Genomic DNA, 15,398 nt, shown 5'->3' with positions numbered 1-15,398 from the left:
GGACGATAAGATGCCTGCGCATGAGGAACTCCTTCAAAGGCCTGTTGGGGTCGTGGCATCGAACGACTGCGCTGACACCCCCACGGCCAGAAGGGCAGACCGGGATCATGCCGGCCATCCTGTCGAAGCGGACCGACGGAGCCAGCAAGGACCAGACTGGGACACAGCTTGCGGTCATGAGGGAATGGTGACGGAAGCTCGCCTGCGAGAGGTGGCGGCCCGACTTCCATCCCCGAAAGGTGATAAGAGGTGGGGGAGCGACAGGAGCCCGGTTGGAGAAAGGGGACGGCGAATCGCTGAAGCAGGCAATCTGGGACACCCGCTGGGACGGAAGGCTTCAGGGAACGATGGAGTCCGAAGGGTTCGAAGACGCCACGGCTGAAAGGGTGACGGTGGAGACGGTCCGCGCCTGCTGCGCGGTGAGGAAGGGCCGACATTCGTGATTCGCCAAGGGCCCGGCAGGGTCTACTTCGTCAAGGCGGTGAGGGTCTTCGTCTCTGGGCTCCTCAGCATCTCGATCCCCTTCTATCTCAGGGCTCTCGGGTACGGCCCTTTCTTCCAGGGGCTAGCCCTGGTCGCCATAGTCGCAGGGAACGCCCTCTCCAACGTCACTGTGACCTACCTCGACTCGGCCGTGGGGAGGAGGCGGCTCCTGCAGGCGTTCAGCCTGCTCATGGTGGTGGCCGGGGTCATCCTGGTGGTCTCCCCGGCGGCGGTACCTATCTTGGGCGCGTGCCTCATCGGGAACATAAGCAGCACAGGGACTGAGGCGGGGCCGTTCCAGTCTATAGAGGCAGGGGCCCTCCCAGACCTGGCTGGCTCGGGGACGAGCGTCAAGGTTTTCGGAAGGTACAACATGATAGGGTACTCGGCGGCCGCGCTGGGGCAGCTGGCGGCGTCGGGCCCAGGTTTCCTGGGCGACAGGGTCTTCGCTTTCCACGCCGCCTTCGCTGGGTTCGCCCTCGCCGGCGCCATACTCTTCGTGACATACAGCGGGCTGCATGGGTTAGAGAGAAGCAGGGCGACTAGGCCGGGGTTCGCCAACCTCACGCCCCAGGGGAAAAAGGACCTGGTCAGGCTCTCTGGCCTGTTCTCGGTGGACGCCTTCGGGGGGGTCTTCGCCACGACCTACCTCCTGTCCATCTGGTTCAACTCGACCTATGGCCTGACCCTGGCCGCACTCGGCCTGGTGTTCTTCGTGGCGACCCTCATCTCCGCTGCATCCACCTATGGGTCGGCATTCATAGCCGTCAGGGTCGGAAACCTGCGCACCATGGTCTACACCCACCTGGCTTCGAACGCGTTCCTGATCCTCATGGGGGCCGCAGGGTCGCTGACGCTCGCGCTCGCGTTCCTCTTCCTCCGTCAGAGCCTCTCGCAGATGGACGTCCCCACGAGACAGGCGCTGATGACCGAGATGTTCCAGAAGGAGGAGCGGGTCCAGGCCTACGCCGTCACCAACACGGTGAGGAGCGCAGGGACGTTCTTCGCCAGCCCTGTGTCGGCCGCGATGCTGGGGGCGGGGCTGGTTGGAGGGCTCCCTTTCGCCGGGGGCGCTGCAAAGGTCGCCTACGACCTCATGGCCTTCGTTACATACCGCAAGCGGTACCGGTGAGACGCCCGGTCCCTCCACGGGACGGTCCTTCAGCCGGCTAGGCTCGCCCTGGCCTAGAACCCTGCGATCACGTCGTCGAAAGACCATCCCGGGAGTCCGACGCTCTCCTTCCTGGGCCTCAGCCGCGCGAGGAGGCCTGCCGAACGGAGCTCGTCCACGACCCTGGCAGAGTAAGCGGGGGCTCCGGTAGCGCCTGGGGAGTTGTAGTTGATGATGTGAGCCGAACCCTCCCCCTTGAAGAGGAGCGCCTCGGAGACGAACCCTTGGGCATCGACGACGGAGCTACGGACCCCGAACACGGCATGCCTCTTGAGCATTGAAGGCTCCAGGGCTGGGATGAATTCTTTGACCCTGCCGCACATGACGCCTTTCGAGAGGGAGCTCCTCCACTCTCGCAGGACCAGCGACGCGAAGCCCCTGTCGGCCAAGAGCCTGACCTTCGGCGCGGCCGGGCGCTCGAGGACCTGGGGGAGCTTTGTAAGGCCGGCTCCGGAGTAGACGTATGGCCCGGGGACCACGACCGCGTTAGGGCCGATCTGCCTGGACCCGTCCGCCCTCACCACGAAGTGAGGGTCTAGGAAGGGATACTGAGGGAACCTCGGCGGCCTGTAGACGTTGGACGTGACTTTCGAGGAGAGCGGACCCTCCACCACCCAGTACTCCCCTCGGAAGTGCAGGGCCGCGAACCTCCGGGCGAACCCCATGCGCTGGGCGACGCCGAGGGCACCCCCTCCGGCGGCGTTGACCAGGAAACCACACCTGACAAGCTCCCTGCCGTCCGCGGACTCGAACTCCGCGAGCGCCCCCCCACCCTCCTTCCTGACCCCTGTCAGCTCGCGGCCTCCGAGGAACCCCACCCCCTTTGAGAGCAGCCGCCGCAGGATGCGGCGGGTGAACGCGGCGAAGTCTACCGACACATCGGTCTTGGAGTAGAGCGCAGCCCTGCAGGTGACCTCTGGCTCTCGGGATCTCACTTCGCGCGCATCGAGGAGTTCCATCTCCGTCGCGTCCATCCCGTTCTCGACACCCCAGGCCCGGTAGGTCTCCAGGGTACGGATCTCGCGCTCTTCCACCGCAGCGTTGTAGGTCCCAGTGGGGCTCCATGGGAGCCCCTCCTCTTCGGCGAAAGCCTTCCAGAGGCCGCGGGAGATCAGGGCCGACCTGGCAAAGACCCTTTTCTTCACAGGGTCGAGGTAGAAGGGCCGGTGGATCACCCCGGTGTTTCTGGCGGTGGCGTTTGCCCCCGCGTATGGCGACCGGTCCGCCAGCGTCACGGTGCAGTCGTAGAGCGAGGTAAGCCAGTAGGCTACCGTCACACCCAGCACCCCCGCCCCCAGGACGAGGACGTCCGTCTGACGGGGCACCGCCATGGGCTGAGGCCTGACGGCAGCGGCGTTAATCTCTTGTTGCTATACGCCCTTCAGATATCCGTTGGCGTCGAGCCAGTCGGCGTGTGCCTTGATGTAGCGCCAGAGGATGTCAGCCTTGGAGTTGTCGAAGTCCCAAGGGGCGACGAGGACGATGTCGCCTTCGCGGATCCACATCCTCCTCTTGAGCTTCCCCCTGATCCGGCACATCCGGGTCGCCCCGTCGGCGCATTTCACTATCACCTGGTCTCCGCCCGTCATTTTGATGGCCCTGCCGAGGATCTCTCCCTGCTGGGGCATGACCAGTTCCTTCAGGTTCGCCTCGCTGAGGACCTTCCTCTTCCCCATGTTGTTCCAGGGGGACGCCGGCCCAAGCGTTATTTTAATGGTATCGGCGCCAGCGCCCGGGGTTCCCCCTGTGCCTTTCCCGACGGCCGTGCCTCCATGGGTGCGCGCCCTTCGAAGACAGGACCGGCCCCTGCGGCCTCCTGGCGTCTTCCTCCCTCAGCGGCTTTACGGGAGCGCTTGCGCGGGCGGTTATCCGGGCGAAGTCGTGCTCCTCGTCGCGGCTGACGAACGTGTAGGACCGTCCCACGTCTCCCGCCCTGGCCGTCCTCCCGACCCTGTGGAAGTAGACCACCGGGTCTTCGGGGACGTCGTAGTTGATCACGCAGTCCACCTGTCTTATGTCGAGCCCCCTGCTGGCCACGTCGGTGGCTACCAGGATGTCCGCCTTCCCCGACCTGAAGAGCGCCATGGCGCGGTCTCTCTGGTTCTGGGTCAGGTCGCCGTGGAGGGACACGACGCTGTGGAACCGCCTCTCCAGCTCCCTGGCCAGCCGGATGGTGCCGTGCCTGGTCCTGCAGAATATCACAGCGCTCTTCCGGCTCTCCTTTTCGAGGATGTCTAGAAGCAGTTCCAGCTTCTTGTCACGCTCGACCCTCGCGTAGAGCTGTTCCAGCGTATCGGCTGAGGTGACGTTCTCGTCCACCATCACCTTCACCGGATCTTTCATGTACCTCTGCGACAGCCGGAGGATGGAACCTGGCATGGTGGCCGAGAACAGGGCCATCTGCCGCCCGCGGGGGGTCTTGCCGAGGATGAAGTCGACGTCGTCGATGAAGCCCATGTCTAGCATGACGTCCGCCTCGTCGAGGACCGCGAAGCGGACAGAATCGAGCCTCAGGGTCCCCCTCTTGATGTGGTCGATGGTCCTGCCTGGAGTGCCTACAACTATGTGGGCGCCCCTCCTCAGAGCGTCGAGCTGGGTGTTCATGGACTGCCCCCCGTACACGGTCACGACCCTCACGGCCGTGAAGGACCCTATCTTCTGCAGCTCGAGGGTTATCTGCACGGCGAGCTCCCTGGTAGGAGCCAGGATCAGCCCCTGGACTTCCCGTTGGCGTTCGTCGATTGCCTGGACCATGGGGATCCCGAAAGCCAGCGTCTTGCCGGACCCCGCCCTCGCCTGCCCGACGAAGTCCTTCCCGTCGATAAGGGGGCCGACGGCCTGCGCCTGCACGGGGAACGGCCTGATGTATCCTGCGGCCAGGACGCCCTTCAGGATGTTGGGTCGGAGCGGCAGAACCTCGAAACTGCTCAAGCGAAGGGGGGTCCTAGAGAACGGATGTATGGATATCGGTTGTTAGACAGTCGCAGTGCCTACTGTTTCTTCATGATGCCGTAGGCCCCGACGACCACGGCTATCAGCGCTACTATGAGCGCACCTAACGCGTAGTATTCGGCGTTCGACGCGCTCGTCGAAACAGACGAGACGGTGTTCGCGAGGCTGCTAAGCTGAGAGCTCAGCCCGGCTATCGAGGACTGAATCCCGTTGTTCCCGCTGGTGATTTGGTTGCCCAGTGAGGTGTCAGAACTCTGTATCGCCGACAGCATGCTCTTCACTTGAGTGAGGTTCCCCTGGACCGAGCCGATGCTGGTGGCGATGTTGGTGAGGCCCGCGGTGTTCGACTCCAGCCCGCTGAATGTACCCCACGCGGTAATCGTTTCAGTGCCGTTGTACGCTGTCACTGCAAGGAAGTACGACCCGGTGTCAGGAATCCTGTAAAGCGTCTGCCAGAGGCCGGTCGTTACATCGAGGAAGCCAGTTAGGCTTACCTGGGTCCCCTCCGGGGTAATTAGGGTTGCATTGACTACAGCCGGGTCTGTCGGGACCCCATTGAAGGTAACAAGTGCAGTGATTAGTTGGTTCTGGCCCGTCTGGAGTGAGGATGAGAAGGTCAGAGTCATTCCCCATCCGGACGACTGCGCCATCGCTGGCGTCACTGACATTCCTAGAAGCAAAAGTGATGCGATGCCTGCGATACAAGCAGCCTTTGGAACGGCATGGTTCCACGCTTTCCTGTTCATCCTTACGGCACCACCACGCCATTGCACCGATTTAAGCTCGATGTCCCCGACTCGCGGGACAATGGGAATCTCGACGCGTTCATCAAACTGATGGCCATCTCTTCCTCACTACTGCTACGCAGGCGCTGCCTTACCGCCCCTTCTCGTCACCAGGGCGGCTATCAGTACTACGACTGCGACTACGACGATTGCGGCCACGATGTACAGAGCAGTGTTAGAAGAAGCGACGGGAGCGGTCGTTGATTGCGCGGTGGTACTGGGGGTCGTCGGCGCCGTTGTCGACTGCGAGCTAGTTGGACCAGCGGCAAGCACGTTCAGCGTCGAGTACTGGTGGTAGTAGTAGGTGGTTCCAGTCGTCCCGCCGTTCGCGAAGTCCATGTACTGCAATCCCGTCCATGATAGCTGTGCGTCCAGTGTGTATGAGGTCCCCGCTGTGAGTGATCCTGTGGGGATCTGGGCCGTGTACTGGCCGTTGGTTCCTACATTAAGCGGGTACGAAGCTACGACGGCCTGTGTCGTCGGGTTAATCACGTAGACTGTGCCGTTTGCGCCGGTCACCGGCGCGTATGCGCCTGTGAAGCCGGTGGAGCTCGACGTGAGCCCCGAACCACTCCATGTGCTTGCCGTCATGGAGAAGAGGGCCGTACCCCCCTGGGTCGCGTTAAGCTGGACAGAGAGCGGGTTCGTCAAGAAGAACGACGGGTTGTACTGCAACTGGGCGTACGAGTTGGTCGGACTGTATTCGGCAAGTGTGTATGGACCGGCGCCCACCGCTTGGGACAGGTACTGCGCGGTCGTCTCGCCGTTTAGCGTGACAGGGGATATCGAGCCGAATATGTGCTCCGGGATGATTCCTGAGCCGATCGCGTAGACGTTGTTTAGGTTGAATATCGATGACGTGTTGAAGAAAATCTGAAGTTGGTATGGGTTGCTTGGCGGCACGTAGGTGTCGACCATCCCAGATGCAAGGCCGAAGTACTCCAGGCCCGGCGCGCTAGACTCCGCAGTGTAGTTCACTGATACCCCAGGGTCGATGTTCACGACCCCACTTGAGGGGTTGTATGGGTTGCTTGAGAAGCCACCGAGGTCCAGGTACCATAGTGTGAAGTTGTAGTCAGCTGCAGTCAACGGGACTCCGTCAGACCAGTACGCGTTCGGGTTGAAGTTCATCGTGATCACAGTGCCGTTCACGTAGTGCCCGTTCGGGTCGGTCCCGGTAAGCGAGCCCACCGTGTAGTTCGACGCAATCTCTGGGGCAATCCCTACAGGGTTGCTCGGGGAGACGGTCAGCGGGTTCGCGACCCAGTTATCGAGAATCTGGAAGTCGTACAACGAAGTCGCGGAGTAGAAGTTCAGTGTGTCCGGGTTCTGCGGCATCCCGAATCTGTAGAGGCTTCCGAAGATCGAACCGGCAGGATGGATCTCACCAGGGAATTGGTTGTTGATCCCGTAGGGTGCCTCCAGGTAGTACCCCTTCCATGTCTGTACGTTCACTGGCGTCAGGCTCGTCCCCCAACTCATCATGATGTATGGTAGCTGCAGCTGCAGGTCGACGGCAGACACCTGGGTGTACTGTTGTGCCAGAGCCCGCGTCGATGCAGAGTTCTCAAGAAGGCTGAACTCATTCCACATCGTCTGATTGACGAAGTCCTGGTAGAAAGTGTTCAGGACGTAGTTCCCGAATATGAAGTAAATCCAAGTGGGAGTGACTGGCGTGCCCAGAGACCACCCTAGGAAGTACATCTCGAACGATCCGGTCGGAAGGATACTGTCGATGATGGTGTTGAAGTTGACCGGGGTGATGTTAACTGTGAAGTTAATGGCGTTCGCGTTGTTCGACATAGCCTCGATTTGGGCGTCCTCTAGCTGCAGTCCGGGACCCGTGCTCGTGTATATGGACAGTGGGGCCACCTTTGTGCCGTTGGTGAAGGACCAATATCCTGCGGCTGAGTGGTCAACCAAGCAGTTCGTGCTGCCCGTCGGGAAACACGCCTTTGCCAGGTCGGCTTCTGCGGCCGCTACGTTGTATGCTCCATAGTTTGCGTACGCCTGAGCCTCAGCGGTAGTGAAGTAGGACCCGTACACTGACGGGTACAAGTAGTATGGCGAGGCTAGTCCAAGTATACCGTTGTCGAGCGCCTGCGACATCTCGGCATAGTTGGTCAGTTGCTGGAGCCCTCTCCTGACCCATACGTTCGACGTCAGTCCCTTGTTGGTGTTGAACCCGATGTAACCGAAACTGTTCGTCACGGTTATGTTGATAGCGATCTGCCCCGTGAGCGTATAGGGCTGGAGCTGGTTGTACTGCTGGATGTTCCCGACTCCGGCGCTGTCGAACTGAATGTAGCCGTTGACGAGCGCCTCCACAATCGCCTCAGAAGTAGTAAACCACGTCATGTACAGAGTGTTGATGTACGGCCCCCACGTTTCACTGGTCGCGTTAAGGACCGACACGCTGCTTGGTACTGACGGAGTTCCATAGATTGAGTACGACGGCAGGTACTCCGCTCCTGGACTGGGTCCGGCCGCGACCGCAGCCAGCGCGTTAAAGCTCAACAAGAAGGCGACGGCAACGCTCGCAATCACCAACTCGTGGTGCTTTAGAACCAATTCTTGCGCTCATCGACCTCACCAACAGTATTTAGGTATTGTTAACGTTCGTACATTCGTTAGAAAAACCACCTTGCAGTCCACTTGCATGTTCGTTGGCGGCGGGTCACCGTCGGCCGCGCCTTCTTGGGGCCCTCCGGAAGTGCATCGCTACGAGTAGTCCTGCGACTACCAAGATAGCGACCGGGACAAGATAATCCAACAGGAGACTCGGTCCCGGCGGTGGTTCCGGAAAGAGATAGTTTGACGCATACAGCTGGAGCACCCCTCCCGGGAGCTCCAAGAAGACAGCGACCCCAGTGGAGTTGTCAAGGTACGCTTCGAACCCTATCGTCTTGTTGGCGTACGCCTGCGTGAGGAAGTAGCCGTCGAGGGTCTTGACCGTCGTCGTTCCAAGCCTCGTAAGGATCCCTGTCTCGAGCGAGCCCACCGCGACTGGAAAGGTGATGACGCTCCCAAAACTGCTCGCGGCAGGGTAGAACCTGGGCCCGGCCGCGTCGTCCACGAAGAACTGCGTCCCGGACAGCGTGCCGTTCGCGACCACTGTTCGCGAATAAGCAAAGAGTCCCCCAGGCTCTGAGAAGATTGTCGTGTAGTTGATGACCTGGTTCCCTGCCCCCGTGTTCTTGTAAACGATGGAACTCCCTGGAGCCGCGAAAACTGGCGCGGTGAACTGCAGAGTTCCGCCCGACCGCGCGGTTGAGCCGCCACCCAAGCCGGTAAGCGTCGCATTGAGAGTCGTCCCGACCTGCGTGTTGGTGAGCTCCTCCTCCACAATCAGGCCGCTTGATGGGATGACCCGGTAGTACTTCACGACGGCGGACTCCCCTTGGGCAGGGCCAGAGGCACTGACGGTGTAGGCGTAGGTCTCCACCGTCCCGCCTTCAAAACTGCTCGTGACGTTCCCGAGGTAATGGAAGGTGAGCCCGTAGGAGGGAGAGAGGACGGTAAAGGTGCTCGGAACTACGAGCGCTAGGGGAAGGACCTGTACGTAGCCGGGAAAGAAGGGGTCATCGTAGAAAGTGCCGTTGGGGAAAAGGGGATTGCCGACGTCTGCATTTGTGGATATTCGGAGGGTGTCATTTGAAGCCATGCCAAGGGTCTCGACAGACGCAGTCCCGAGGTAGGTCTGTTGCCCTCCTTGAATGCCCACGCTGGTGCCTGTCAAGCTATAGCTGAAGGATAACCCGGCCTGGTCGAACCAAGGCAGGACCTCGGATACAGGCACAGTCTTGGAGACGGTCCCGCTTCCCCCGGCGAGGACAGGCGCAGGGACTGCAACGAGCAGCGCCAGGACTAATATCGCTACTGGGCGAAGTGACACGAAGCGAACCTTCCTTTCCTCACTTCTCTCAGCTTCGGCTCCTCTACCTTGCACCTTTCTTGGGCGTAGGGGCAGCGAGGATGGAAGCGGCAGCCGGACGGCGGTGCGGCTGCGTTGGCTATCTCGCCCTTGGCCAGGCTCTTCACCTGGTAGGACGGGTCCGGGACGGGGACCGCGGCGATCAGCGCCTGGGAGTAGGGGTGGAGGGGGTCGCCGACCACTTCCTTTGTAGCGCCGATCTCGACCACCTGGCCAAGGTACATTACGACCAGAGTGTCCGTGAAGAACCTCACAGTCGCGATGTCGTGCGTGATTGTCACGAAAGTGGTCCCCAGCTTCTTCAGGTCGTCCATGAGGGCGATTACCCCTCCCCGGACCGACGCATCCAGCATCGAAACAGGTTCGTCAAGGACCAGGACCGACGGGCTCATGGCGAGCGAGCGGGCTACGGCTACACGCTGCCTCTGCCCCCCGGACAGGCTTGTTATCCTCCGGCGGATGAACTCCTCTGGCGGGCTAAGCTGGACGCGCTTCAAGGCGTCGGACACGATGGCCTCGAGCCTGTCTTGACTCTTCTCTATCTGGCCGACCCTCACCCCTTCCGCAACGGCGTCGAAGACTGTGAAGAGTGGATCGATGGCGTCGAAGGGATCCTGGAAAACCATCTGTACGCTCCTTTGGAACCTTCGGAGTTCCTTGCCCCTGAATTTGGTGATGTCCTTCCCCTCGAACTTCACCGTCCCCCCCGTGGGCTTCTGGATCCTCAAGAGGGTCTTGCCCAGTGTCGTCTTGCCAGAACCCGATTCGCCCGCGACCCCCAAAGACTGGTTCCTGGCGATGGAGAGCGTGACCCCGTCAACTGCGTTCAGCTTCAGCCCCCCCTTCAGCTTGAATTGAACCGTGAGGTCCTGTGTCTCGAGAATCGGGTCGTTCCCTCTGGGTTGAGGCGTCACTGTTGCGTCACCCATCTCTCGGCGAAGTGACATGCGGCGTAGTGGTCTCCAGGATACCGAACGAGCGGTGGATCGGTAGTCTTGCAAACTCCTTGGACGTACGGGCATCTCGGGTGGAATCGGCACCCTGCGGGAGGGTTCACGAGGTCAGGAGGGGTCCCAGGTATGAAGCTTATCGCCTTGTTCTTGCGGACGTCTGGAACCGACTCCCGAAGGCCCTGAGTGTAGGGATGAATAGGATTCTTGAAGATGTCATTCACCGAGGCGACCTCGACCAGGTTTCCTGCGTACATAACGCCCACCCTGTCAGCTATGTTTGCTATCACAGCGATGTCGTGGGATATGAAGATGCTCGACAGCTTCTGGAATGTCCGCATCTGCTTGAAGAGCTCCAGTATCTGGGCTTGGATGATGGTGTCCAGAGCGGTCGTGGGCTCATCGAGTATGATAATCTTCGGCTCCAATATGAGGGCCATGGCTATCATGACCCTCTGCTTCTGACCCCCCGAAAGCTCCCATGGGTAGCTCTGAAGTTTAGACGGGTCGACGCCGACCTGTTCGAGGAGCGTCCTCGCCCTTTTCAGGACGTCATCCCTTTCGGTCTTGGCGTGGGCCGCCACGGTCTCGACGAACTGGTCTCCGACCCTGTAAAGCGGGTCGAGTGCGTTCTGGGAAGCCTGGGGGACGTAGGCGATCTTCGTCCATCTGAATTTGTCGTCGAGGTCCCTCTCCGACATCGAGGTCACGTTCTGACCCATTACCGAGATTGAATCTGCTGTCCACTTTCCGTTCAGGGGGAGGAGTCGGAGGATACCCAGCGCAAGGGTAGACTTACCTGAGCCAGACTCTCCCACCAGGCCCATTGTCTCTCCCTCTCCCAGATCGAAATTGACCCCCTGCACGGCGTGCAGCGGCCCTCTCGGCGTCGAGAAGGTCACATGCAAGCCTCTAACACTGAGGACGCTCGTGTGGGACGCCATCGTTATGCCGCTCTTGAATACTCCGATTGGATGGCGTACCCTATGAAGAAGAACGACACCGAGACCAGCAGTATCGCCGCAGATAGCGGGAGAGTCATCCACCAGAGGTACCCGTTAGACGGTGACACCGTGTTGACCAAGCTGGCGAAGATGTTCCCCCATGTTGGTGTCTGGGTTATGCCGAGTCCTAGGAAATCGACCCCCACGTCGAGGACCACGAACCCTGCCAGCAAGAAGATGGTGAGGGCTATGATCGTGCCCACTACGTGATTGAGGATGTGCCTCCTCAAGACGTAGAGCCTCCCGCCCCCCATGGCCCCGGCGGCTATCACGTAGGTCGTCGACCTTAGAGAAAGCGTCTGTGACCTGATAGTCCGAGAGAGTACAGGCCACAGGAGGACACCGAAAATGATGTCGAGCAACAATATCTTGTTGGTTATGATGTGGGCCAACGTGAAGACGGTGTCAAGGTCCACCAGCAGGATGAGAGCAGGGATGAGGAGGAGGAAGTCCGTGAGGAGGAGCAAGCCGCTGTCCACGATACCCCCGAAGAATCCACCAATGAGCCCGACGGTTATCCCTATGGCAAGCGTGATGACGGCAGCGCCGGACGCGATCTCCAGGGCTGCCCTTGCACCTATCGCGAATTCGGACCAGAAGTCGGCGCCGTTCGTGTCGGTGCCGAGAACCCCGTAGACCTTACCCAAGACCTGGTACTTCAGATCCGATTGATAGATTTGGACGCTGTACTTCCCCTGGGGGAAGATCATTACGGTCTCGCCGAGAGTGTACGACGTGATCCCCTTGAAGATTGTCGAAGCCAAGGTGGTCACCTTTGCTCCTGACACGACACTGGAGTTGAGATAGTACAGGGGCATCAATTGGGTCGCCGTCGTCACTCCGCTCACATAGTTCCAGCTGCCTTCTTGGAGCGCCGGGATGATAGGGTTGGTAAAGTATGAGAGGTACGCTGATGCTGAACTACCTGACTCGAGGGCGGACACCCCCGCTGGATTGGCTTCAAGGGCCAATGGGTATGTCCCGTTGGTGGTCTTGATGGAAAGGAACACCGCGACTCCGGCACCCGTTACCGACGCCGGGTCGAACGCTACCTGCGCCGCGAAGATGCTAGGAGACGAGTAACGGTAGCTCTGGGTGGCCCCGAACTCCAGGGAAATCGGTGTCTGGGAGTTTCCGCTTGCGTTGATCAGTTCGCTGCCGGGACCCGAGTTCACAAGCTCGTACGCGCGCTGAGCTGGAGTCATCCCGCTGGGGCCCACCGTGGAAGAATAGTGCACCAAGCTGGCGCTTGGCCCGGCAGGTGACCAGGCCGCAACGGCAGCTGCGGTCTTGAACTCCTGGGCAGAAACCGAGGAGGGGTAGGCGATGTTTGGAGGAAGGGATTGGAAGCCAGGAAACACCGAGACCCAGCCTGGGAGAGCGTTGGGCGCCGCCGCATCAAACTGGGGAGGAGAATACCCGTTGGAGAAGGGCGCTGTCGTCGCCCCCACGGTCCCTATCAAGATGAAGATGATTACAATCCCGATGCCGAACAGAGCGGACTTCCGCCTGAACGCGCGGGCGAAGAGCCCAGCATCGCGTTTAGACAAGCTGAATCCTCGGATCTAAACGAGCGTAAACGAGGTCAAGAATGTACAGGACGACCAGGGTGTAAATAGCAAAGACGAAGGTAGACCCAATCAGGAACGGGATGTCGAAAGAGACAGCGGCGTTGACCGAGGCATATCCTATCCCCGGGAAGTCGAACAGGACTTCGGTAAAGAACAACCCCCCTACTATGAACGCCACGGCGAGCCCGACCTGGGTAACGAAAGGCAACATCGCGTTCCTGAACGCGTGCCTGTAGAACAGCTGGTTTTCCGGGATGCCCCTGGCCTTGGCATACGTGACATAGCCGGCGGAGTTGTACTCGTCTATGATGTTGTTCCTGATGAGGATGGCCCCATTCCCGAATCCTACAATCGTAAGCGCGACGATTGGGAGTACAGCGGCCCAAAGATACCTCAGGTAATACTCAACCCCGGTGAAGTGGGAAAGACCCCCGTTGGTGGTCGCGAACGCGAGGTTGATCGGGAACCAGCGGAGCTCGTCTGCGAAGAGTATGTAGAGGAAAAGCGCGAGCACAATGAACGGGATGTTGAACGTGACTATCGAAAGGGCCGAAAGGGCTGAGTCTCCGATCTTCCTCTTCGAACTGATGAAGGATTTCGCCGCCCTAGTGCCCACAACGATGGCCAGAATCGTGGTCGTGGCCAGTGAGAAACTCGCCAGCACCAAGCTGTTGGGGAGGTACTGGGCTATCGCCGTCGTTACAGGCTCTTTGAAGAGGGCGCTGTTGCCGAAGTTGAACGTGAACAGGTTGTAGAAGAAGACAAGTATTCTTTGTGGGAGAGGGTCATTAAGGCCAAACTTCACTACGGCCGCGTTGACGAGAGCGAGCTGCCCCTCGGCCGCATGCGGGCTGAGCATCGTGATGCCAGAGAAGAAAAAGCCGAGATTGAAGCCCACGGCTTGCGGGATGACCTCGAAGATGAAGAAGGAGAAGAGCATCAGTATGAGGAGGGTCGCTATGCGGTTTATCGCACGGTCTATGAGGTACCGTAGACTCGCCAATAACCAAGGAACGCTTCAATACAAATTATAAGTTTTGTTAGCTAGCCGGCACGGCCTGACGCGTAGTAGTGGATAAGAACCCCATGCCTTACCGTCGAGCGTTGGAAGACTCCGTCGCCCAGCGCAGAGAAACTGAACACGCGTGCCCAGAGTGCGGGTCAAAGGAGAGACTGTACAGGACGCCTCGGGGGCTCCGTTGCGCCGACTGCGTCAAAAAGATGGACTCCGCCGGACTGGGCTTCGGGTAGAACCGAGCAGGTCGAGGCAAAGGTTCCAAGAAAGCAGGGGCACATGTGGTTATTCGGAAGGTACGGGCTAAGGAGCCTTGCAAGGGAGTCATACGTCCTCTTCACCGTCAGGACGGTCAACTCGCTCGGCTTCTCTATGGCCATGCCCTTCTTTGGGATCTACCTGGTCGAGACCAGGGGGGTCTCCCTCCTTACGACCGGTCTGGTGTACTTCGCGGCCGGGGTGCTCGGCATGGGGGGCCAGATGTTCGGCGGCAGGATCGTCGACGCCGTGGGCCCGAAGAAGGTCATGCTCGCCGGCTACACCATGTCGATCGCGTCGTCTGTCGCGCTCGGCTACATGGTGCTAGGGCACGCCAGCGCAGTCTACTTCTTCGTCGTCTATTGCTTGTTCTCGCTGCTGAGGAGCTTTTCGAACCCTGCAACAGGCTCGATCATCGCAGGGCACCCTGAAGACCAGATCAGGCCGGGGTACAACCTGCTCACAATAGGAGGGAACCTCGGATTTGCCATCGGGCCGGCTATCGGGGGGCCGATAGCGGACGCCTACGGCTACTCCACGGTCTTCTTCCTGAGCGCCGCATCTGTGATCCCTGTCATCGTCCTGACTGTCCTGCTGATCAGGGGAGGGGTGAGGCACACAGCCCGCGAAAGCGGCGTGAGACGGTCCCTCTCATGGAAGGAGGACGGCACCGTGATCTCATTCCTAATCCTGACCGGCGCCCTGTTCGTCGCCGTCGGCTACGAGATCACCCCGCTGTCGCTATACGTGGCCGACTTCCTGGGTTTCACCAACACCCAGATCGGATACCTGTTCGCCACCAACGGCGCCGTGATCGTGCTGCTTCAGCTCCCGCTCACCGACCTCGTGCAGCGTGCGAGGATGCTCATCTTCCCGCTCCTGGTCTCGCCTCTCCTAGTGGGCCTCAGCTTCTTGCTGGCGGGGCTTTTCAAAGGGTTCCTGCAATACGAGCTCGTGATGGTGGTGATCACCCTCGGGGAGATTCTCCTGACGGTGCCGTCCCAGACCGTAATCGCGCTCTTTTCGAAGTCCGGCAACAGAGGGACGTACCAGGGGTACTACTACGCCGCCTCGAGCATGGGGCGGTCCACGGCCAACGCCGCAGGCCCTTCTCTCTTCCAGATCCTGAGCTTCGCTCCGGCCCTGGGGTGGTACGTCATGGCAGGGTTCACCGTCGTGGTGTTCGTCGGGTTCCTGGCCCTGGGACCCAGGCTCCAGCGGGACTACGAGTCGATGGGAAGGATCGCCGGTTCCGCCCCCTAACATTAAATGGAG

13 protein-coding genes are annotated in these 15,398 nt (G+C 60.2%); 3 read left to right on the top strand and 10 right to left on the bottom strand.

What is annotated here, in order from left to right; genetic code table 11:
• Positions 1-272: 272 nt before the first annotated feature.
• The gene (locus JRN21_02225) at positions 273-443 is read left to right on the top strand and encodes a hypothetical protein (protein MDG6988122.1); all 171 of its coding nucleotides are present in this window, start codon (positions 273-275) and stop codon (positions 441-443) included.
• A complete protein-coding gene (locus JRN21_02220; GenBank protein ID MDG6988121.1) occupies positions 440-1,615 on the top strand; it encodes an MFS transporter in 1,176 nt (391 codons plus the stop codon). Before JRN21_02225 ends, JRN21_02220 begins: the two co-directional genes overlap by 4 nt.
• A 53-nt stretch (positions 1,616-1,668) precedes the next feature.
• On the opposite strand, the gene JRN21_02215 is transcribed toward JRN21_02220, so the two are convergent.
• The 10 genes from JRN21_02215 to JRN21_02170 form a co-directional block, all read right to left on the bottom strand.
• Positions 1,669-2,979: an FAD-dependent oxidoreductase gene (locus tag JRN21_02215; GenBank protein MDG6988120.1), complete on the bottom strand. Its 1,311-nt coding sequence runs from the start codon at positions 2,977-2,979 to the stop codon at positions 1,669-1,671.
• A gap of 45 nt (positions 2,980-3,024) precedes the next feature.
• Positions 3,025-3,330: a translation initiation factor eIF-1A gene (gene eif1A / locus JRN21_02210; GenBank protein ID MDG6988119.1), complete on the bottom strand. Its 306-nt coding sequence runs from the start codon at positions 3,328-3,330 to the stop codon at positions 3,025-3,027.
• 34 nt (positions 3,331-3,364) lie between these two features.
• Complete coding sequence (locus tag JRN21_02205) at positions 3,365-4,585, bottom strand: DEAD/DEAH box helicase (protein ID MDG6988118.1); 1,221 nt, start codon at positions 4,583-4,585, stop codon at positions 3,365-3,367.
• Positions 4,586-4,644: 59 nt separating this feature from the next.
• A complete protein-coding gene (locus JRN21_02200; protein MDG6988117.1) occupies positions 4,645-5,274 on the bottom strand; it encodes a hypothetical protein in 630 nt (209 codons plus the stop codon).
• Between the two features lie 192 nt (positions 5,275-5,466).
• On the bottom strand, positions 5,467-7,962 hold the full coding sequence (locus tag JRN21_02195; protein MDG6988116.1) for a hypothetical protein: 2,496 nt from the start codon (positions 7,960-7,962) through the stop codon (positions 5,467-5,469).
• A 106-nt stretch (positions 7,963-8,068) separates the two neighbouring features.
• On the bottom strand, positions 8,069-9,286 hold the full coding sequence (locus JRN21_02190) for a hypothetical protein (protein ID MDG6988115.1): 1,218 nt from the start codon (positions 9,284-9,286) through the stop codon (positions 8,069-8,071).
• On the bottom strand, positions 9,268-10,239 hold the full coding sequence (locus JRN21_02185; protein MDG6988114.1) for an ABC transporter ATP-binding protein: 972 nt from the start codon (positions 10,237-10,239) through the stop codon (positions 9,268-9,270). The genes JRN21_02190 and JRN21_02185 overlap by 19 nt, the downstream gene beginning before the upstream one ends.
• Complete coding sequence (locus tag JRN21_02180) at positions 10,236-10,724, bottom strand: ABC transporter ATP-binding protein (GenBank protein MDG6988113.1); 489 nt, start codon at positions 10,722-10,724, stop codon at positions 10,236-10,238. The genes JRN21_02185 and JRN21_02180 overlap by 4 nt, the downstream gene beginning before the upstream one ends.
• 497 nt (positions 10,725-11,221) lie before the next feature.
• Positions 11,222-12,829, bottom strand: coding sequence for an ABC transporter permease (locus JRN21_02175; GenBank protein ID MDG6988112.1), 1,608 nt, complete (start codon positions 12,827-12,829; stop codon positions 11,222-11,224).
• Entirely contained in the window at positions 12,822-13,853 is a 1,032-nt protein-coding gene (locus JRN21_02170) for an ABC transporter permease (protein MDG6988111.1), read from the bottom strand. The genes JRN21_02175 and JRN21_02170 overlap by 8 nt, the downstream gene beginning before the upstream one ends.
• Before the next feature lie 291 nt (positions 13,854-14,144).
• Between JRN21_02170 and JRN21_02165 the strand changes: the two genes are divergently transcribed.
• A complete protein-coding gene (locus tag JRN21_02165; protein MDG6988110.1) occupies positions 14,145-15,386 on the top strand; it encodes an MFS transporter in 1,242 nt (413 codons plus the stop codon).
• The last annotated feature ends 12 nt before the right edge of the window (positions 15,387-15,398 follow it).

This window comes from Nitrososphaerota archaeon (assembly GCA_029785825.1).
GTDB lineage: Archaea > Thermoproteota > Nitrososphaeria > Nitrososphaerales > Gagatemarchaeaceae > UBA183.
The sequence above is the reverse complement of the archived record's forward strand: the minus strand, read 5'-3'. Positions and strand labels throughout refer to the sequence as shown.